General features: G+C 70.0%; 17 protein-coding genes. 9 read left to right on the forward strand and 8 right to left on the reverse strand.

Translation table 11 applies throughout. From position 1 onward, the window contains the following. Window position 1: 1 nt before the first annotated feature. Window positions 2–652, reverse strand: a complete 651-nt coding sequence (locus CIK81_RS13440; RefSeq protein WP_096197766.1) for a tripartite tricarboxylate transporter TctB family protein — start codon at window positions 650–652, stop codon at window positions 2–4. Beyond that, complete coding sequence (locus CIK81_RS13445; protein ID WP_096165769.1) at window positions 649–1,716, reverse strand: tripartite tricarboxylate transporter substrate binding protein; 1,068 nt, start codon at window positions 1,714–1,716, stop codon at window positions 649–651. The genes CIK81_RS13440 and CIK81_RS13445 overlap by 4 nt, the downstream gene beginning before the upstream one ends. A 350-nt stretch (window positions 1,717–2,066) precedes the next feature. Here CIK81_RS13445 and CIK81_RS13450 point away from each other — a divergent pair, with 350 nt between their 5' ends. The 6 genes from CIK81_RS13450 to CIK81_RS13475 all read left to right on the forward strand — a co-directional run bounded on the left by CIK81_RS13450 (window position 2,067) and on the right by CIK81_RS13475 (window position 9,106). Continuing rightward, entirely contained in the window at window positions 2,067–3,107 is a 1,041-nt protein-coding gene (locus CIK81_RS13450; protein ID WP_158542038.1) for a LysR family transcriptional regulator, read from the forward strand. A gap of 167 nt (window positions 3,108–3,274) precedes the next feature. Then, window positions 3,275–4,429 carry a 2-keto-3-deoxygluconate permease gene (locus tag CIK81_RS13455; protein ID WP_096165767.1) on the forward strand — a complete coding sequence of 385 codons (1,155 nt, stop codon included), beginning with the start codon at window positions 3,275–3,277 and terminating at the stop codon, window positions 4,427–4,429. 10 nt (window positions 4,430–4,439) lie between these two features. Then, entirely contained in the window at window positions 4,440–5,687 is a 1,248-nt protein-coding gene (locus tag CIK81_RS13460) for a nitrate/nitrite transporter (RefSeq protein WP_114355805.1), read from the forward strand. Between the two features lie 470 nt (window positions 5,688–6,157). After that, complete coding sequence (locus CIK81_RS13465) at window positions 6,158–7,216, forward strand: DctP family TRAP transporter solute-binding subunit (protein WP_114305240.1); 1,059 nt, start codon at window positions 6,158–6,160, stop codon at window positions 7,214–7,216. Between the two features lie 2 nt (window positions 7,217–7,218). Next, window positions 7,219–7,818, forward strand: coding sequence for a TRAP transporter small permease (locus CIK81_RS13470; protein WP_096165764.1), 600 nt, complete (start codon window positions 7,219–7,221; stop codon window positions 7,816–7,818). A 4-nt stretch (window positions 7,819–7,822) separates the two neighbouring features. Next, window positions 7,823–9,106: a TRAP transporter large permease gene (locus tag CIK81_RS13475; RefSeq protein ID WP_096165763.1), complete on the forward strand. Its 1,284-nt coding sequence runs from the start codon at window positions 7,823–7,825 to the stop codon at window positions 9,104–9,106. A 569-nt stretch (window positions 9,107–9,675) separates the two neighbouring features. Here CIK81_RS13475 and CIK81_RS13480 read toward each other — a convergent pair. From CIK81_RS13480 to CIK81_RS13505, 6 genes are all read right to left on the reverse strand, one after another. Continuing rightward, window positions 9,676–10,470, reverse strand: a complete 795-nt coding sequence (locus CIK81_RS13480) for an SDR family NAD(P)-dependent oxidoreductase (RefSeq protein ID WP_096165762.1) — start codon at window positions 10,468–10,470, stop codon at window positions 9,676–9,678. Beyond that, a complete protein-coding gene (locus CIK81_RS13485; RefSeq protein ID WP_096165761.1) occupies window positions 10,467–11,471 on the reverse strand; it encodes a D-isomer specific 2-hydroxyacid dehydrogenase family protein in 1,005 nt (334 codons plus the stop codon). Before CIK81_RS13485 ends, CIK81_RS13480 begins: the two co-directional genes overlap by 4 nt. Further along, entirely contained in the window at window positions 11,468–12,796 is a 1,329-nt protein-coding gene (locus CIK81_RS13490; RefSeq protein ID WP_096165760.1) for an alpha-hydroxy acid oxidase, read from the reverse strand. Before CIK81_RS13490 ends, CIK81_RS13485 begins: the two co-directional genes overlap by 4 nt. Window positions 12,797–12,891: 95 nt before the next feature. After that, a complete protein-coding gene (locus CIK81_RS13495) occupies window positions 12,892–13,683 on the reverse strand; it encodes an SDR family NAD(P)-dependent oxidoreductase (protein ID WP_096165759.1) in 792 nt (263 codons plus the stop codon). Window positions 13,684–13,715: 32 nt separating this feature from the next. Then, complete coding sequence (locus CIK81_RS13500; RefSeq protein ID WP_096165758.1) at window positions 13,716–14,636, reverse strand: sugar phosphate isomerase/epimerase; 921 nt, start codon at window positions 14,634–14,636, stop codon at window positions 13,716–13,718. 315 nt (window positions 14,637–14,951) lie between these two features. Continuing rightward, entirely contained in the window at window positions 14,952–15,731 is a 780-nt protein-coding gene (locus CIK81_RS13505) for a FadR/GntR family transcriptional regulator (protein WP_096165757.1), read from the reverse strand. 346 nt (window positions 15,732–16,077) lie between these two features. Here CIK81_RS13505 and CIK81_RS13510 point away from each other — a divergent pair, with 346 nt between their 5' ends. The 3 genes from CIK81_RS13510 to CIK81_RS13520 all read left to right on the forward strand — a co-directional run bounded on the left by CIK81_RS13510 (window position 16,078) and on the right by CIK81_RS13520 (window position 19,487). Further along, entirely contained in the window at window positions 16,078–16,902 is an 825-nt protein-coding gene (locus CIK81_RS13510) for a sugar phosphate isomerase/epimerase (RefSeq protein WP_114312140.1), read from the forward strand. A gap of 110 nt (window positions 16,903–17,012) precedes the next feature. Continuing rightward, window positions 17,013–17,915 carry a phosphogluconate dehydrogenase C-terminal domain-containing protein gene (locus CIK81_RS13515; RefSeq protein ID WP_096165755.1) on the forward strand — a complete coding sequence of 301 codons (903 nt, stop codon included), beginning with the start codon at window positions 17,013–17,015 and terminating at the stop codon, window positions 17,913–17,915. 90 nt (window positions 17,916–18,005) lie between these two features. After that, on the forward strand, window positions 18,006–19,487 hold the full coding sequence (locus CIK81_RS13520; protein WP_255411076.1) for an SLC13 family permease: 1,482 nt from the start codon (window positions 18,006–18,008) through the stop codon (window positions 19,485–19,487). Window positions 19,488–19,810 lie beyond the last annotated feature (323 nt).

Here is a 19,810-nt window from a genome sequence, read left to right on the forward strand (position 1 = left end):
GTCAGAACCCCTGGATGAAGCCGTCGGGAAGCTGCACCATGAGGCCGAGCTCGAACATGGCCCACAGACCGAGCGAGGCGAGGACACCGGTCGTCACCGCGACCCACCACTTCGCCCGCAGCGACCAGACGATCGCCGTGACCAGGATGGCCATGGTCAGCGGGAAGCCGAGGATCTGGGCGAACAGCACGTAGAAGACGATTCCTCCCATGAGGATGGCGCCGTTGATCCAGCGCCGTGCGCCGTCGGACCCGATATCGGTGTCCATCACCGCGACCGTCTCCAGCTCGTCCTCCGGGGTGTCGCCTCCGGAATCGGGAACGGAGGCCGAGGCCATCGACAGCGGATCCTCCTCGGGGGCCGCAGACGCCGTCCCGGCTCCTGCTGCCGCAGTGGCCGCAGCGAGCTCCGCATGATCACGGCGCGCGCGGCGCGCACCGAGCATGCTGGTGAGGGCGAGAAGCACGCCGAACAGGACCAGCAGCCCGCCGATCATCATCGGGAACAGACCGGGCCCCGGGATCCCCTCCCGGATGTACGGCATGGAGGCGCCGTAGGGGATCACGACGGCTCCGGCCACGACGGATGCAGCGGCGATGACGAGGTTCCCCCGGACGGCTGCCGTCGGGCCCGGAGTCTCGGTAGCGGTCACTTGGCCAGTCCCGCTTCCTCCATGACCTCGCCCTTCGTGGCGTCGTCCTCCGCCATCAGGGTCTGGAAATCCTCAGCCCCTGCGTACTTCACGCCCAGGCCGGACTTGGTCATGAAGTCCTCGAAGGAGTCGGATTCGGCGATCAGCCCGAGGTGGCACTCGAGCTCCTCGACGACGGTGGGGTCCATCTCCTTGGGGCCGGCGATGCCGCGCCACACCGTCATGGAGTACTCCGAGCCGAGCTGCTCCTGCAGAGTCTCGACGTCGGGGAAGGCGGGGTCGCGTTCAGTGCCCATGACGCCGAGGGCCTTGGCGCGGTCGGAGTCGAGCATGGTCTTGGACTCGCCCAGGGCGTTGGTGGTCATGTCGATGCCTCCGGCGACGAGCTCCTGGAGAGCCGGCGCAGCGCCCTCGGAGGGCACGAAGTTCACGGAGTCCACGGGCAGGTCGTTGTCCAGCAGCATGCCGAGCAGGGCGAGGTGCCAGATGCCGCCCTGGCCGGTGCCCGAGGCGGTCACCTCGCCCGGGTGCTCCTCGATGTAGGTGAGCAGCTCCTCGGCGGTGTCCCACTCGGCATCCGCCGCCACGGTGATGCCGGCGCCGTCCTCGTTCATCTGCGAGATGGCGGTGAGGTCCTCGCCGCTGATGTCGGTCAGGCCCTGGTGGTGCATCATCCCGATCTCCACCGTGACCAGGCCGATCGTCTGACCGTCGGGGTTGGCGTCCACCATCGCCTGATGGCCGACGACGCCCGAGCCGCCGGTCCGGTTGACGACGTTGACGTTCGTGCTCATCTGCGTCGAGAGCTGCTCCCCGATGAGGCGGGCGACGCCATCGGTGCCACCGCCGGCGGCCCAGGGGACGATGAGCTCGACCGGCCCGCTGGGGTAGTCGGCGTTGATGTCGTTGCAGGCCTGGACAGCGGAGTCATCGGGCGCGCCCTCATCGGCTGTGCCGGAGCAGCCGGCGGCGACGAGGGCGAGGGCGGCGACCCCGGCGATCCCGGACAGGAGCCGGCGGGAGGGGCGGGATGAGACGACGGGGGACGGGATGCTGCGCGTCATGGCGGACTCCACTTCATCGTGAGGGTCAGGGGATCGTGCTGGTCGAGAACTGGTTCACCTCGAGGAGGCGGAGCCGCTTGCACTGCGATGTGCCCGGACGAACCGGAGCGGCGGGACCTCGCCATCAAGGTGTCTCGAAAGCTACCAACGGAGTGACCCGCGAAGACGCCGTCGGCGATCCGCGATCCGGAAATCCTATATGCGATATTGGTAAGGTGTGTCACAACACGTGGATGACCAGCGGTGATGACACTGCCCGCAGGCGCTGCCGACATCGGATCGTGACCCCATCACGTCCGAGCTGGCAGCCCCCGCCACCCCGAACCCGAACCGGCACTCAGGAGGGCAGGATGCCCCGCGTCGAGCAGACGGACTGGCTGGAGACCTTCGTGGCGGTCATCGACCACGGCAGCTTCTCCGGTGCGGCGCGTGCGCTGCACCGGGCCCAGTCCCGTGTGAGCACCCACGTCGCCTCGCTCGAGAAAGCCCTCGGGGGGACCCTCGTGGACCGCAGCCACCGACCGATCGGACCCACCGAGCTGGGCACCGCCTTCCTCCCCCACGCCCGCGCCGTGCTGGACGCGCTGGAGCGGGGAGCCGAGGCCGTCGACGCCCACACCGGCACTCCGCGGGGCCGCGTCGTGATCGGCTGTCACCCCAGCGTGAGCGCGGGTTTCCTGCCCACCGTGCTCGCGGCGGTCCATGCCGAGCATCCGTTCGTCCGGGTGGAGCTCACCGAGCACACCACCCCCGATCTCGTCTCCGGCATCGGCGCCGGGAGATTCCATATCGCCATCCACTCGCTCGCCGCCGACCCGCCGTCGGACGATCTGCAGAGCGTCCACCTGTGGACCGAGCGCTTTGTGGCGGTCGTGCCGCCGGACCATCCGATCCTGCGCGCGATGCCTGACCGGCCCGACGAAGGGTTCCACGGCGGGGAGCAGCCGGGAACTGTGCCGCAGGCTGACATGGCGCAGGAGGGGCTGCCCCCGCGCGTCCTCGCCGAGCATCCCGTGATCGCCATCGCCCAGCCGGGCGCTGCCGCCGATCCGGACACCGGCGGCGCCCTGAGCGCCTGGGGGCTGGAGATCCCTCTCGCCTGGCAGTCCGAGCAGCCTCAGTCCGTGGTCAACCTGGCACGCGCCGGACTCGGCGTGGGGGTGCTGAACGGCCTGGCCGCAGCGGTCTCGGACACCTGTGGCATGGTCGTGGTCCCCGTCGGCACGGTCGCGGAGGGTCGCTTGGTGGCGGCCACTCGGGACCGTCGGGCGGCGACCTCGCCGAGCGTCGACGTGGTCTACCGGACGATCCTCGCGACCCCGCCTCCGCAGGGGATGCAGCCGGCCCGAGGCGACCTCCCCACCCGACTCGCGCCCGACGGACGCCCTTGACGGACATCACTCGGTCATAGATCCTATAGGCCCACCCGGAGCACCGAGCCGTACCGCTCCGGGCCCCTCACCCGGCGCCCGCGCCCACCCCGGTCAGCCTCCGTACGCCCTTGTGACCGGGAGCGACGGCACCACCCCTTCTCGTGATGAGGCGACAAGGAGTCCCCATGAACGACGCAGCCCCGACGAACCTCGCCGCGCTCCGCTCGCCGCTCTACGGCACGATGGACAAGATCCCCGGCGGGACGATGGTCATCCCACTGGTCCTGGGTGCCGTGGTCGGCACCACCGCACCGGGCTTCCTCGAGCTCGGCAGCTTCACGACCGCGCTGTTCGCGACCCCGATGCCGATGATGGCGCTGGTCATCTTCGCGACCGGCATGCAGATCACGCCGCGCAGCATCGGCCCCGTCGCCGGCACCACCGGGGCGATCCTGCTCGGGAAGACCCTCGTGCCGGGCCTGCTCATCGTGACGCTCGGCTTCGCCGTGGGCCTCGACGGGATCCTGGGGATCTCGATCCTGGCCATGCTCGCCACCTTCGACAACTCCAACGGCGGCATCTGGCTCGCCTTCACCGGCAAGTACGGCACCAAGACCGACCGCGGCGCGTACGTCGCCTCGGCCGTCAACGACGGCCCCTTCTTCACCATGCTGTTCATCGGTGCGGCCGGCCTCGGCGCCATCCCGCTGGACGCCTTCGCCGCCGCGATCATCCCGCTGATCCTCGGCATCCTCGTGGGCAACATCGACCACCGATGGACCGAGATCATGCGTCCGGTCCCGACCATCGTGATCCCCTTCTTCGCCTTCGGCCTGGGCACGGGGATCGATCTCAGCGCGATCCTCACCGGCGGCCTGACGGGCATCGTGCTGGGCCTGGTCGTCACCCCGTTCACCGGTGGCTGCACCTATCTCGCCTACCGCTTCCTGCTGCGGCGCGGCAAGCGCGCCGGCATCGGGTTCGCGGCCGGCACCACGGCCGGGAACTCGATCGTCACCCCGGCGATCATCGCGTCGGCCGATCCACGCTTCGAGCAGTACGTGGGCGTGGCGACGGTGCAGGTCGCCACGGCCGTGCTGATCTCCGCGATCACGGCGCCACTCATCGCGGCCTGGTTCCTCCGGCGCAACGGCACCCTGAGCGATCCGGACGAGGACGGGCTCGACGAGCGCGGAGAACCGCTCGCGGTCGGCGTCGGCGCCTCGTCGGCGTCGTCCGGGGGCGACGCCGCCCCTCGTCCCGCGGGTGATCCCGACGAACGCCCCACCGGCGCCGCGGGCCCGCACGACTCCGACTCCTCCCGCTCCTCCCCCAGGTGACCTCCCCTCCATGACCTCTCTCGCCTCGCGCCTCACCCGCGCCCACCTCGTGTGGGCCGTCGGGGTCTTCGCCTACCTGTGCGCCGTCTCCGGTCGCGCAGCCTTCGGGGTGGCGAGCGTCGAGGCCTCCGAACGCTTCGCGGTCGACGGGGCCGTGCTGAGCCTGTTCGGCGTGGTGCAGCTGGGCACCTACGCGGCGGCGCAGATCCCGGCCGGTCTGCTGCTGGACCGGATCGGACCGCGCCGCATGCTGGTGCTGGGCGCCGTGACCATGGCCGCCGGGCAGATAGTCCTCGCCGTGGCCACAGAGGTCCCCACAGCCCTCGTCGCCCGACTTCTCACCGGGGTGGGCGACGCCGCCACCCTGATCAGCGTGGTGCGGCTGATCGCCACCTGGTTCCCCACCGGACAGGTCCCCGTGTTCACCCAGCTCGCCACGATGATCGGCCAGTTCGGGCAGGCGGTCGCGGCCGTGCCGTTCCTGGCGCTGCTGGTGGGCTTCGGCTGGGCTCCCGCGTGGGCCTCGCTGGCCTTCCTGCTCGTCCTCAGCGTGCTGCTGGTCATCGCGTTCGTGCAGGACGAGCCCGCCGGGGACCCGCATGCCGCGCCGGCGCTCCCGGTCCGTCCCGGCCAGGTGCTGCGCGACGTGTTCACCTCCCGTGCGGCGTGGTCCGGCTTCTTCCTGCACTCCCTGACCCTGCTGAGCGTGAACTCGTTCCTGTTCCTGTGGGGCGTGCCGTACATGACGCTCGGCCACGGCCTGAGCCCCACCGAGATCGGCACCCTGCTCACCGTCAACGTCGTGGTGATGGTGGCGATCGGCCCGATGATCGGAGTGCTCACCGGCCGGTTCCCCCACCAGCGCGCGCGGCTCGGCTTCCTCGCAGGAGGCGTGCTGGCCCTCGCCTGGACCATCACGCTGCTGATCCCGGTGCCGCTGAGCGCGTGGCAGCTGCTGCCGCTGATCATCGCCCTCTCCGTGGGGTCGGCGACCTGCTCGGTCGGCTTCGACCTCGCCCGCACGGGCGTGCCGCCTCGCGCGATCGGCACCGCCACCGGGATGGTGAACATCGGCGGCTACTCGTCGTCGCTGCTCGCCGTGCTGCTGATCGGACTGCTGCTGGACCGGTTCTCCCCGAACGGCCCGGCGGGACTCGACGACTTCCGACTCGCCTTCACCTCGCTGGGCGCGCTGATGCTCGTCGCCGCCCTCGGGCTGCTCCTCACCACTCGCCGCCGGGCGAAGGATCCCTCCTGACCGCCGACGACGCCCCTCCGCCCGTTCCACCCGTCCGCCCCTCGACCCGTCCACCCGCCGACCCCACGGCCCCACGACCCCACGACCAATCCACCCGTCGACCCCTCTTCACAGCTTTCAACAGCTCCCCAGACATCCGATCTCTCGCCCCGAACCCCCTTGTCTTCGCCGTCTGATTTATATAGTTTGTGAGACTCACGCAGAGAAAGGACCGTGACGATGACGTCACTCCGCTTCCGCGCACCCACCACGACTCATCCGGCACTTCTCCAGCCCACGACCACCCTCTTCACCGCACAACTCACGCCCACGCCGACCCGCCCCTCATCCTCCGGGGTGCGTCGCACGAGCAGCTGTCGCTGCGCGGCCAGGTGCCGACCGGCGCGGTGCCATAGCATCACGACATCGTCCATAGATCCCACCTCTGACCGCTTGCCCCTCCTCCAACCCCTCTCAGAAGGGAGACTGCGATGACGCACCTCTCCTCCCGGGCATCCGCCCGTCGCACCCGGCGTCGGCGCGGCGCCACGCTCTTCACCGCAGCCCTGTCGGCCCTCGCCCTCGCCGGCTGCGGGCTGTGGGAGCCCGTCGACACCAGCCAGATCGAGAAGCAGGCGGTGGATCCCGATGCCCGGGTCATCCGCTTCGCCCATCAGTACGACCCCGCCCACCCCGTCGAATCCTGCGGCGCGGCCACGCTGCGCAGCGAGCTGGCGGACGACGGCTTCACCGTGGAGACGTACCCGTCCGGCCAGATCGGCGGCGAGGGCGAGACCACCGAGCAGATCGCCACCGGCGGGCTCGAGCTGGGCGTCGTCGGACCGTCGTTCCTCGGCGTCTGGTACCCGGATGCCGCGGTGCTCGACGCCCCGTACCTGTTCACCGACGTCGACCAGTTCGACGAGGCGACCACCGGTCCGATCATGGCCGAGGTGTACGACGAGATGGCCGAGGAGACCGGACTGCGCGTGAACAGCACCTGGTACTACGGCACCCGCCACATCACAGCGAACGTCCCGATCACCGAGCCGGACGACCTCGCCGGGCTGAAGATCCGCACGCCCGACGCCCCGCTGTACATCACGAGCTTCGCGATCATGCACGGCAGCGCGACCCCGATGGCGCTCTCGGAGGCCTACCTGGGGCTCCAGCAGGGCGCGATCGACGCCCAGGAGAACCCGATCCCCACGATCGACGTGCAGAAGTTCTACGAGGTCCAGGACTACCTGAACCTCACCGGACACATGGTCCAGGCCGTCAACATCGTCTCCTCCGAGAACTTCATGGACTCCCTCACGGCCGACGAGAGGGCCGGTGTCGAGGACGCCATGGAGAAGGCCCGCGTCGCGACGCGAGACTGCATCGTCGAGGCCGAGGAGCAGACGCTCCAGGAGTGGGAGGACGAGGGCACGATCACCATCAACGACGAGGTCGACGTCGACGCCTTCCAGGAGCTCATCGCGGACGAGTTCCCCAGCAAGGTCCCGTGGGGCGACCTCTACCTCGAGATCCAGGAGTCGGTCCAGTGAGCATGCAGTCTCCCCAGCCCGTCGAGGGCTCCCATGACGGCCAGGTCCCGGACCTGGACACCTATATCGAGCGCGACCACTACGAGAGGCGCTTCCGGCCGTACGCCTGGCTGGTCGACGCCGAGCGCTTCGTGGCCGGTGCCCTGCTGATCGCCGTCTTCGGCATGATCATCTTCCAGGTGTTCACCCGCTACGTGCTGAGCATGCCGCTGCCCTGGAGCGAGGAGGTCGCGCGCCTGCTGGTGGTGTGGCTGACGTTCGTCGGCGCCGGCTTCGTGGCCAGCCGCAACGCCCATATCGCGGTGGACATCCTCGCTGTCTACCTGCCCAGGAAGCTCGCCACCGTCTCGCAGATCTTCGCGATGCTCGTGGTCGCGGCGGCCTCCGCCTACATGGTGGTCGCCGCCATCTCGCTGATGGTGCTGACCGGTCCCCTGGCTCTGACCGCGACCGGCCTGCCCATGCCCCTGCTCTACGGCGCCGTGCTCGTCGGCTACCTGATGATCCTGGGTCACACGATCCTGAACATCGTCATGTACCTGCGGCACCCTGCCGAGGTCCCGGACGCGGTCGAGAAGGCCGCCTCGATGGAAGGTCTGTGACCCCATGGTTCTGCTGATCATGTTCGCAGCGCTGCTGGTGTTGCTCGCCCTGCGGGTCCCGGTCTGGATCGCGCTGCTGATCCCCTCGATCGTCTACATCATCCTGGACGACACCGCCACGGCGGCCCTCGCCGCCCAGCAGACCGCCTCGGGCGTGTTCGACTTCGCGCTCCTCGCGGTGCCGATGTTCATCCTGCTGGGCAACCTGGCCAACGTCTCCGGTGCCACGGACCGGCTGTTCGACGCCGCCACCAGCGCGATCGGCCACGTGCGCGGGTCGCTCGGCTACGTCAACATCGCCACGTCCTTCGGGTTCTCGTGGATGAGCGGCGCGGCGATCTCCGATGCGGCCGCGATGGGGCGCATCCAGGTGCCCGCCATGAAGAAGCGCGGCTACCCCGAGGGCTTCGCGCTCGGCATCACGGGCGCCTCCTCACTGATCGCCCCGATGATCCCGCCGTCGATCCCCGCGATCATCTACGCGGTGACCGCCGGGCTCTCCGTGAGCTCGCTGTTCATGGCCGGCATCGTGCCGGCCCTGGTGCTGGTCGTGGCGCTGTGCATCATGGTCTGGCTCCAGACCCGCAAGCGCGACGACCTGCGCCTGGAGAAGCCGCCGACGGCACAGCGCGTCAAGGACGTCGCCAAGGCGCTCCCCGTCGCGGGGGCCGCCGTGATCATCCTCGGCGGCATCCTGTCGGGCATCGTCACGCCCACCGAGGCCTCCGCGATGGGCGTCGCCTACGTGGCGATCCTCGCCCTGTGCTACCGCACCCTGAGCGGCAAGTCGCTGGGGCGGATCGCCGCCTCCACGGTGGAGACGACCGGCAGCGTGCTCATCATCGTCACCAGCGCCTCGCTGTTCGGCTGGGTGCTGGCCCGCGAGCAGGCCCCGCAGGTCATGACGGAGCTGATCCTGCAGATCACGGACCGCCCGCTGGTGTTCCTGATCCTGATCAACATCCTGCTGCTGATCGTGGGCGCCGTGCTGGAGCCGACGGCCGCGATCCTCATCCTGGTGCCCGTGCTGGCGCCGATCGCCGAGGTCTACGGCATCGATCCCGTGCACTTCGCCGTGATGATGATCTTCAACCTGATGATCGGCCTGCTGACCCCGCCGGTGGGACTGGTGCTGTTCGTGCTGTCATCGGTGACCAAGGTGCCCGTGACCCGCGTGATCAAGGGCGTGCTGCCGTTCTTCGTCCCGATGCTCGGTGTGCTGCTGGTGATCACGTTCTTCCCACTGCTGAGCACCTGGCTACCCGGCCTCGTCGGGGCAGGGGGCTGACGGCTGCCGGCGGGGCGCTGCGCCTGGCGCCGGGCGTCAGGCGTCCGGTGACCGGGGCACGGCGTCCGGCGTCTGCCTGTGCGTGCCAGCGCGCTGCCTGGGCGTGCCTGTGCGTGTTAGCCCGCGGTGTCCGTGCGCGTCCGCGCGGTTCCGGGGCATGCCAGCGCGCGGTGCCTGTGCGTGCCAGCGCGCGGTGCCTGTGCGCGTCCGCGCGGCGCCGGGGCATGCCAGCGCGCGGTGCCTGCTGAGAATCGACCCGCATGACGCGAGCACCACGCACGCAGCCCCTGATGCTCCGCGCCCGACCCACCACCCCGTCGAAATAGGCGGTGAGAGGCCTCTATTCCGCCCATTCAGACGGGGTGGACCGCTATTCCGCCTAATCCGACGGGGTGGGGCACCGTCGAGCAGGCCGCAGCAGGAACCGCGGGCCAGGAGAACCGGACGCACATCGCCGCAGGAACCGAGCCGCTGAGCGTCAGGCTCTCCGGCGTGCCCAATCGCCTGGCACGTCTGGGCCTGGCACCCCTGGGCGCCCGGCAAGCCTGGCGCCCTTGATGGTCCAGGGCTCAGCCCACGCGGAGACCGCCGTTGAGGTTGTAGGTCGCGCCGGTGGTGAAGCCGCCGTGCGGGCCGACGAGGAAGGACACCAGCTCACCGAGCTCCTCCGTCGTGCCCAGTCGGCCGACGGGGGTGCGGGCGACGAACTCTTCGCGTCGCTCCCCCTCGAGTCGGCCTCCCATGATGTCGGTATCGATGTTGGCCGGGGCGATCGCTGCGGTGGTGACGCCGGTGCCGGCGACCTCCTTCGCGAGTCCCCGGATCAGGCCCTCCACACCGGCCTTGGACGCGGCGTAGGCGGAGGTCGAGAAGTTGCCACCGCCGTCCTGCGCGGCGGTCGAGCTCATCGCGACGATCCGACCCAGGCCCTGCTCGAGCATCCCCGGCAGCACGCGCTGGGCGAGATGGAAGGTGCCCAGCGTGTTGATGGAGAGCGTGCGCAGGAAGTTCTCGCTGGTCATCTCGAGGAACGGGGTCGGGTTCGCGATCCCGGCACAGCAGACGAGCGCGCCGATGGCGGGAGCGCCAGGCTCCTGCTCGACGGCGGAGACCGCCGCGTCGACCGAGGCCTCGTCGGCCACGTCGACGCGGGCGGTGACCACGTGGGGAGATCCCGCCGTGCGGGCGGCGTCGGCCGCCGTGGCGAGGCCCGCCTGGTCGAGATCGAGCAGCGCCAGCGGGCGGCCCTCCCGGGCGAGGGCCAGGGCGACTCCGCGTCCGATGCCCCGCTCGGACGCGGCGCCGGTGACGACGCAGGTCAGGTCCGCGATGCGGGCCTCGTCGGCCGCTGAGCGCTCGCTCATGATCCGGTCGCCGGGCGCGGCGAGTTCACGACGTTGCGCGGGCTGTTCCCGCTCGCGATCGCGATGACCTCGCCGAGCGCCTCGGCCCCGGTGCTCTCCGCGAAGTCCTTGGTCCAGCACAGGGAGTGCGGGGCCAGCACCACGTTCTCCAGGCCGATCAGCGGACTGCTCGCCGGGAGCGGCTCGACCTCGAACACGTCGAGCCCGGCGCCGGCGATCGTGCCGTCCTGCAGCGCTGTGATCAGTGCGGGCTCGTCCACGACGGCGCCGCGGGCGATGTTGATGAGAAACGCGGAGTCCTTCATCCGAGCGAGCTCCGGTGCACCGATCAGGTGGCGGGTCCCTGAGTTCGCGGCGACCGTGACGATCAGGTAGTCGCTGCGGGCGATCACCTCGTCGAAATCGAGCTGCTCCACGCCCACCTCGGCGCAGAACTCCGGCCGCGGGGACCGGTTCCAGGCGATGACCTCGAGGTTCAGTGCGCGCAGCTGGCGCACGGTCTCCTGGCCGATCCCGCCCAGCCCGATCATCCCGATCGTGGCCGTGGCGAGGCCCGGGCCCCGGTACTCGGCCTTGCGGTCCCAGTCGGCCTCGCGGACCAGGCGGTCCTTGGGCAGCAGGGTGTGCGCGAGGGCGAACAGGAAGGTGAGCGCCGTGTGCGCCATCGGCACGCGCAGCCCGGTCGGGGCATTGGTGACGGTGATGCCGGCCGCGTCGCAGGCGGCGAGGTCCACCGAGTCGAAGCCGGCGCCGAAGCGCGCCACGTGCTTCAGGGTGGTGACCCCCTCGAGCTGCGCGGAGCCGAACGGCGTGCCGCTCAGCAGGAAGAGGGCATCGAAGCCCTCGAGCTCCTCACCGCGCAGGTCACGGCCGGCCTCGCCCACCAGGGACCACTCGATCCCCTGCTCGGCGAGCGTGCCCAGGCCGATGTCGCCGTAGATCGTCGAGCCGTCGGCGTTCGCGTAGTCCGCGGTGACGGCGAGCTTCCAGGCGGCGCTCATGCCGTCACCCCCGTCGTGCCCGTGGCCCCCGGCGCGCCCGTCGTCCCCGGGGCCTCCGTCGTGCCCGAGCCGGACTCGGGCTCGCGGTGCAGGCCCTCTCCGTGCCAGGCCTCGGGGTAGTCCACGAAGCCGCGGTCCAGCGCATCGATGCTGATCGCGCCGAGCTGGCCCATGGCCAGCTCGAGCTCCTCGTCGAGGATGTCGAGCACGCGCAGCACACCCTTCTCGCCGCCGGCGGCGTTGCCGTAGCCCCAGGCGCGGCCGATGGAGACGAGGTCCGCGCCGACGGCGAGGGCCTTGGCGATGTCGTCGCCGGTGCGGACGCCGGAGTCGAACACGACGGTCATGTCCTCGCCCACCGCATCGACGATCGAGGGCAGCACGCTGATGGTGCTGGGCGAGGAGTCGAGCTGGCGCCCGCCGTGGTTGGAGACGTAGATGCCCTGGGCGCCGACCTTCCGGGCGCGCTGCGCGTCCTCGGGGGTGAGGATGCCCTTGATGTACACCGGGCCGTCCCACTGACTCCGCACGTCCTCGATGTCTGCCCAGGTCAGGGTGAGGTTCGTGAGGTAACGCTTCACGAACTCCTGATGGGAGACGGCGTTGTTGCCCTGGACCTCGCCGGCGAGGTTGCGGAAGCCGATCGTCGGCGGCTTCATGATCGCGCGGGTCCAGTCGAGGTACCGGATCGCCTGGAGCGCGTTCTGCGGGGTGATCTTCGGGGGGATCGACATGCCGTTGCGGTGATCGCGGTACCGCTTGCCGTTCAGCGGCACGTCGACGGTGACCACGAGCGCCTCGGCGCCGATGGCCTTCGCCCGGGCGATCAGGTTCGAGACGATCTTCGGGCTCTTGTACATGTACAGCTGGTACCAGAGCGGGCCGGTGGCCTCGTCCGCGAGCTCCTCCATCGCCCAGTTCGAGGCGGTGGAGATGGTGAAGGGGATGTTCGCCTTGCCGGCGGCGCGCACCGCGCCCAGCTCGCCCTCCCCGCCGATCATCCGCTGCAGCCCGAGGGGGCCCAGCACGTAGGGGCGCTGCAGGGCCATGCCGTCGACCTCGGTGGAGATGTCGATCGAGGAGATGTCGGTGAGCCAGCGGGGGCGGAAACGCACCTCGGCCAGGTCACGGGTGTTCGCGTCGAGGGTGATCTCGTGGTTCGAGGCGCCGTCGATGATGTCGAAGGCCATCGTGGGCAGGCGCTTCTTCGCGAGGCGACGGATGTCCTCGATGGACGGGGCGGATTCCATCGGATCCAGACGGAAGCCGCCGGCGGCGAGCATCTTCGCGAATTCGAGGGCGCCCGAGAGGGTCGAGTCGGCCATGGATTTCTCTCCTTTGAGGGTCGTGCTGCGGGAGTGCGGTGCGACGGTGCACGGACGACGGGGCCCCGGGGAACCCTCCCCGGGGCATGCACGTCTCAGTGCATGTGCTTGCCGCCGTCGACGTTGATCGAGGTGCCGCTGACGAAGCTGGAATCCTCGCTGACCAGGAACGCGATCAGACCGGCGACCTCCTCGGGCTGACCCACGCGCTGCAGCGGGATGTTGGCGCTCATCCCTTCCTTGCGGTCGTCGGTGAGCGTTCCGCCCATGATGTCGGTGTCGATCGGGCCGGGCAGGATCACGTTGGCGGTGATGCCGTACTGGCCCAGCTCACGGGCCGCGCCGCGGGTGAGGCCCTGCACGGCGGCCTTCGCGGCGGCGTAGCCGGTCTTGGAGAAGGTGCCGCCGCCGTCGAGGGCGGTGATCGAGGCGGTGTTGACGATGCGTCCGCCGAAGCCGCCGTCGATCATGCGCTTGGCCGCGGCCTGAATCATCAGCAGGGTGCCCTTGCCGTTGACGTCCATGACCTTGTCCCAGATCTCCGAGGTGATCTCGAGGATCGAGTGGGGGCTGGGGATCCCGGCGAGGTTGACCAGGGCTGCGATCGGGGGCATCTCGGCGTCGATGCGCTCGAAGGCGGCGTCCACGGCGGCCTGGTCGGAGATGTCGACGCCGACGCCGACGACCTTCGCGCCGCTCTCGGCGGCGAGGTCTGCGGCGAAGGACTCGACGGCGGGCCCGTCGATGTCGGCGGCGACGACGCTCCAGCCGTCGGCCACCAGCTTGCGGGCCACCTTGCGGCCGATGCCGCGCTCGGCGCCGGCGCCGGTGACGATCACGGTGCGCTCGTCGGGGAAGGGCTGGATGCGGGTGATCTCGAGAGTCATGTGTGAACTCCTTTGTTCGGGAGGGAGACGGATCAGGCGAGGGCCGAGGCCAGCACCTGGCGGATGTACTGCACGTTCTCGGCGATGACGCCGAGGGAGTCCGAACCGTAGTGCTCGCAGCAGAAGGGTCCGGAGTATCCGAGCTCGAGGGCGCGGAGGATGACCTTGCGGTAGTTGATGTAGCCGTACTTCAGCGGCATGGGCGCCGAGGAGTAGGCGCCGGTCGCGGGGTCGAAGTCACGGGTGTAGTTCTTGATGTGCCAGAAGTTCGAGTGCGGCAGGACCTTCTCGAACATGTCCTCCCACGGCTCGACCTCGCGGTGCAGGCGCACCAGGTTGCCGATGTCCGGGTTCAGGCCGACGGACTCGTGGCCCACGTCCTTCACGAACGAGACGGCCTCGTCGGCGGTGCCGACATAGGTGTCCTCGTACATCTCGAGGCTGACCTCGATGCCCTGGTCGCGCGCCGCGTCGCCGAGCGTGCGGATGCGCTCGATCGCGAGGTCGCGCAGCGCCGGGTCGTCGACGTGCCCGTCGGCGAGCCAGAACCAGATGGCCTTGTTCTGCGCTTCGGTGGTGGCCTGCATGAAGCCGGTGTTCACGACCTGCACGCCGAAGCTGGGAGCGAGCTCGATGAAGCGCAGCGCATCGGCCACGTTCTGCTCGCCGTTCTTCACGTCCACCACCGAGTTGCGGGTCATGGAGATCGAGGAGAGCGTCATGCCCTCCCCGTCGAGCACGCTGCGGAACTCCTCGACGCGCTCGTCGCTCAGCTTCGCGAGCGGCAGCCATGCGTCGGTGGGGTCGATCTGGTCGACGCCGAGCGCCTTGACCTGGCGCAGCTGAGAGGCCCAGACCGACGACGAGGCCTCGAGGGTGGGGGTGCCGTCCGGCGTGGTGTTGCCGAACGACAGCATGTTGGCGCCGATCGGCCAGTTCTCCGCAGTGAACATCCTTGTCCTTCTCTTCGTGAGGTCATCTTTGCCCTCGATCCTATAGGATCGTTGACCTTCGTGGGAAGTCCTTCAGGCAGAACGTCGCGGGAAGCTCCGGGCCGACGGGCCCGCGGGAAGGACGGCAGGAAGCGAGCCCTCGCGGAGGACGGAAGGCAGCGGGCACGAGGCGGCACGTGGGCTGCCGGCGAGCCCGCGCTCGACGCCGACGGCCGACGGCCGACGGCCAACGACCCGCGAGGAGCACCGCCTGCTGCGCAGCGCCGCGGCGGGGCGCCCGGCGAGCACCGGGCGACGACCCTGCCCGTCGGCGGCTCAGGACTCCGGCGAAGAATCCCGCAGAATGCGCTCGGCCGCCGTGGCCATATGCCGTTCCATCGCGTCGCCGGCAGCGACCGCATCTCCCGACGCGATGGCCTCGACGATCAGCTCGTGCTCGGCGATCGCCCGGTCGATGTCCTCACGCCGGTCGACAGCGCGGTCGAACCAGACGCGCAGCAAGGTGCGCGTGGTGGCCAGCAGTTCTCCGACCAGGGCGTTCCCGCCGATCTGGGCGAGCACACGATGGAAGGCGACGTCGGCCGCGACATAGCCCTCGGGGTCGTCGGCCGCGGCGCGCTGGGCCTCGACGAGTCCCGCCAGCTCCGCCTTCTGCGCGTCTGTCGCCGTCAGCGCCGCGAGCTGCGCGGCGCTGCGCTCGAGGGCGCCGCGCACCACGCTCAGCTCGGAGGTGCGCTCCTGATCCATGAGCAGCGACCAGCTCAACGTGCTGGGCAGCAGCTCCGAGGTGTTCGAACGCAGGTAGGTGCCGGAGCCGGCGCGGGTCTCCACGACGCCCAGCACCTCGAGCGCCGAGATCGCCTCCCGCACCGCGCTGCGGCCCACGCCGAGCTCCTCGGCGAGCGCCCGCTCCCCCGGGAGCCGGTCGCCGGGGCGCATCGATTCGCCCAGCAGCAGGTCGAGCAGGCGATAGGCGACGGCACTGCTCGGAGACCGGTTCAGACCCGACTGCACGACTCGGCCGGGCCCGAAGCGCGGTGGAGTCGAGGCGTCGTCGGAGCCGGTCACCGGCTCGGGCTGCGAAGAGGTGCTCACAGCGCCTCACAGTACCGGCAGACCGGTCACCCGCTGCCCGGAACCGGCCCGACGACAGCCGCCCAAGCTCTCCCTGCGGCCCACCCCACGTTCCGTCGCGCACTCCACTCCGCTGTCGACCCGCACACGACCGCGCGCTCCACTCCGCCCTACCTCTGCGCACCACTACATACAGCGAAGTGGCCAATACATACAGCGAAGCGGCCAACCGGTTGACCAATCTGCCGTCGGGCGCTTAGTGTCGTCACATCGTCCGGCGCGACGGTCGGACCGGAACGACCCGGTACCGGCCGAAAAGCACCTCGGACCCTGACGACCCGCGACCCCACGACGGAGTGATCCGCGCATGACCCAGCATTTCCCGATCGGCATCGGCAGCTACGCCCTGTTCTGGGAGTTCCAGGAGGGCAACCCCGCTCCGCTCGACATCGCCGGGATGATCGACCGCGCGGCGCAGCTGGACTGCGACGTGTTCCAGATCTGCGACGACCCTCGCATCGAGGAGCTGGACGTCGACGGCCTGCGAGAACTGCGCGAGCGCGCCGAGATCCTGGGCATCGCGCTCGAGCTCGGCACGCGCACCATCGGCCGCGATCATCTCGAGCGGCACCTCAGGATCGCCGAGGCGCTCGGGGCCCGCACCCTGCGCTCGATGATCCAGTCCCAGGAGATCGCCGACGGGGCCGACGTCGCGACAGCAGAACTGCGCGCCGTGCTCCCCCGGCTCGAGGCCGCAGGCGTCACCCTCGCTCTGGAGACCTACGAGCAGGTGCCGACGTCGACGCTGCTGGAGGTGATCGAGGCGGTGGATTCCCCCCGGGTGGGGATCTGCCTGGATCCCGCGAACTGCGTCTCGGCGCTCGAGCACCCCAAGCAGGTGGTCGACGCCTGTGCGCGCCGCACCGTGAACCTGCACGTGAAGGACTTCGCCTTCGCCCGCCAGGAGGGCTGGGTGGGCTTCACCTACTCCGGTGCCCCGCTCGGCGAGGGCCTGCTCGGCCTCGAGCACGAGCTCGGGGCCGTCTACGGCGAGGGCCGCTCCCCCAGCGCGATCGTCGAGCACTGGCTGCCCTGGCAGGGCGACCTCGACACCACGCTCGCCACGGAGCGTGCCTGGACCGATCGCACCCTCGCGGCGCTGCGCGCCTGGCGCGACGCCCACGCCGGCTGACCCGACAGACGCCTCAGGCGTCCACACGCCACCCGCCACCCGCCCACCAACGGCCCGCATCGGCCGCATCCACCGCCCCACCGGGGCATCACCCACGAAGGAGTCACCTGATGACCAGCAACAAGGAACTGAACCCCCTCTTCGGCAAGACGGTCGAGCTCGATCCGTCGATCTCGGTGGCCGTCGTCGGCGCCGCCGGCAAGATGGGCACCCGCGTCTCGAACAACCTCAACCTCACCGACGCCCCCGTCTACTACGTCGAGGCCTCCGAGGCCGGTCAGCAGCGTCTGGCCGAGCTGGGCCGCGAGGTCACCGAGCTCGAGGACGCCGCGAAGGCGGCGGACGTCGTCATCCTCGCGATCCCCGACGTCATCCTCGGGAAGGTCTCCGAGCAGGTCGTCCCGCTCATGAAGGACGGCTCGGTACTGCTCACCCTGGATCCGGCCGCCGCCTACGCCGGGCTGCTCACCGAGCGCGAGGGCGTCCACCAGGCGTGCGCGCATCCTGCCCACCCGTCGGTGTTCCTCGAGCGCACCACCAAGGAGGAGTGGGCTGACACCTTCGGCGGCATCGCCGCCCCGCAGGAGGTCGTGGCCGCCTACGAGGGCGAGGACGACGCGATCCGCGAGCGCACCGCCGCCGTGATCCGTGCGATCTACGCCCCCGTGATCGACGTGCACTGGGTGACCGTCAAGCAGCTCGCCCAGCTCGAGCCCACCCTGGTCGAGACCACCGGCTGCATGATCGGACAGTTCCTCAAGGACTCCATGGACCACGCGATCAACGAGGTCGGGATCCCGGAGAAGGCGGTGAAGGCCCTGTTCTACGGGCACATCTTCATCTCGCTGACCAATGCGCTGCGCGGCTCGAACCCCTTCTCCGACGCCTGCCTGCGCGCCATGGACTACGGCCGCGAGAGCATCATCAACCCGGACTGGACCAAGATCTGGGACGACGCGGAGCTGGACAAGGTGCTGGCCACGATGCTCGACCTCGACAAGATCGAGCGCTGAGCCGACCCCTTCACCTCGCCGGGGCGGCCTGACCAGGTCGCCCCGGCCTCTCGAGAAAGGCCCAATGGTGGACCCCTGCTCCTCATCGGGATCGCGGTCGCCGCGATCGCGATCCTCCTGTTCACGGTCATCTTCCTGAAATGGCCCGCGTACCTCTCCCTGCTGGTCGTCTCCGTGCTCACCGCCCTCGCCGGCGGCATCGCGATCCAGGACGTCGTCCCCCTCATGATCGACGGGATGGGAGGGACCCTCGGCAGCGTCGCGCTGCTGGTGGGCCTCGGCGCCATGCTCGGCGGCATCATCGAGAGGACCGGCGGCGCCGAGGTGATCGCGCACCGCGCCGCCGCAGTGCTCGGCGAGAAGCGCCTGGCGCAGGCCCTGCTCATCGCCTCCGGCCTGGTCGCGATCCCGATCTTCTTCGACGTCGCCTTCATCATCCTGGTGCCGATCATCTTCGCGTTCGCCAAGGCTGCGGGCCATCGCGCCCCCATCGCCATCGGCATGCCGATCGCGGTCTTCATGGTGTTCATCCACAACACCGTCCCACCGCATCCGGGCGTCGTCGGTTCGACGACCCTGCTGGGCGAGGATCTGATGGGCCTGGTCACGGTGCTGGGCATCGCGCTCGCGATCCCGATGGGCCTGCTCGTGCATGTCACGGGCACGCGCATCATCGGCAGCCGGACCTTCGAGCTCGACCCGGCGGTCCAGACGAAGTACGCGGGCGCCGGCGCCGCCCACCTCGACCGCACGGAGCGCGTCGCCGTCGACGCGGCGGCGTCCTCCGCGGGCGGACGCTCCGCATCGGGCTCGGCGGGCAGCCTCTCGCCGGAGGCCCCGACGGACGCCGGCGCAGCCGGAACGGGTGCCGCGGGAACAGCCGCCGCCACGGACGGGAGCCGGCCTCCGGCGGGCCTCGTCGTCACGCTGATCCTGCTGCCGATCGTCATGATCGCCTGCGGGACCGTGGGCACCCTCGTCTTCCCCGAGGGCAGCTCCGCCGCGAACGTGCTCTCCTTCATCGGTGCCCCGGCCCTCGCCCTGCTGGTCTCCACCCTGATCGCCATGTACCTGCTCGGGATCATGCACGGGTGGGGAAAGCAGCAGATCAGCGAGGTGATGGACGGCGCACTCGGCCCGGCGGCGATCGTCATCCTGGTCACCGGTGCCGGCGGCGTGTTCGCGAAGGTGCTCACCGAGACCGGCGTCGGCGATGCGGTCTCCGGGCTGCTGCTCAGCGCGGGCGTGCCGATCCTGCTGCTCGCCTTCCTGGTCGCACTGGCGTTCAAGGTCGCCCAGGGCTCCGGCACGGTGGCGACGCTCTCCGCCGCGGGGATCGTCCAGGGCACGGTCCTGGCAGGGGACTACTCCTCCCTCCAGGTCGCCCTGATCATCCTGGCCATCGGCCTGGGCTCGGTCTCGCTGTCCCACATCAACGACTCCGGGTTCTGGATCGCCACGAAGTTCCTGGGGCTCTCGGTGGCCGACGGCCTGCGCACGTGGACCGTGATGACCTCGATCCTCGGGTTCAGCGCGATGATCCTGGTGTCCCTCGTCTGGCTCGTCGTCTGACCCCCGGGCAGGCAGGGCCCTGCTCCCTGCCTGCCCTCGCCTCCGTGCGTCCGCCCGTCGGCCCTCAGCTCGTCCGCCCGTCGGCCTCTGCCCTCTGCCCTCAGCCCTCAGCCCTCAGCCCTCAGCCCTCAGCCCTCAGCCCTCAGCCCTCAGCCCTCAGCCGATCCTCCAACATGTCCTATAGGATATTGGGAGCGCCCTGGGGTACTCCCCTGTACGGCGACCGACCGCGCGTCGTCGGCCCTCCGATCGAGCGCCCCGTGAAGGAATCTCACCGATGACCTATCTCTTCAATGATCCGGCCGATTTCGCGACCGACGCGG

The organism is Brachybacterium sp. JB7 (assembly GCF_003335205.1).
In the GTDB taxonomy this organism is placed as follows: domain Bacteria; phylum Actinomycetota; class Actinomycetes; order Actinomycetales; family Dermabacteraceae; genus Brachybacterium; species Brachybacterium alimentarium.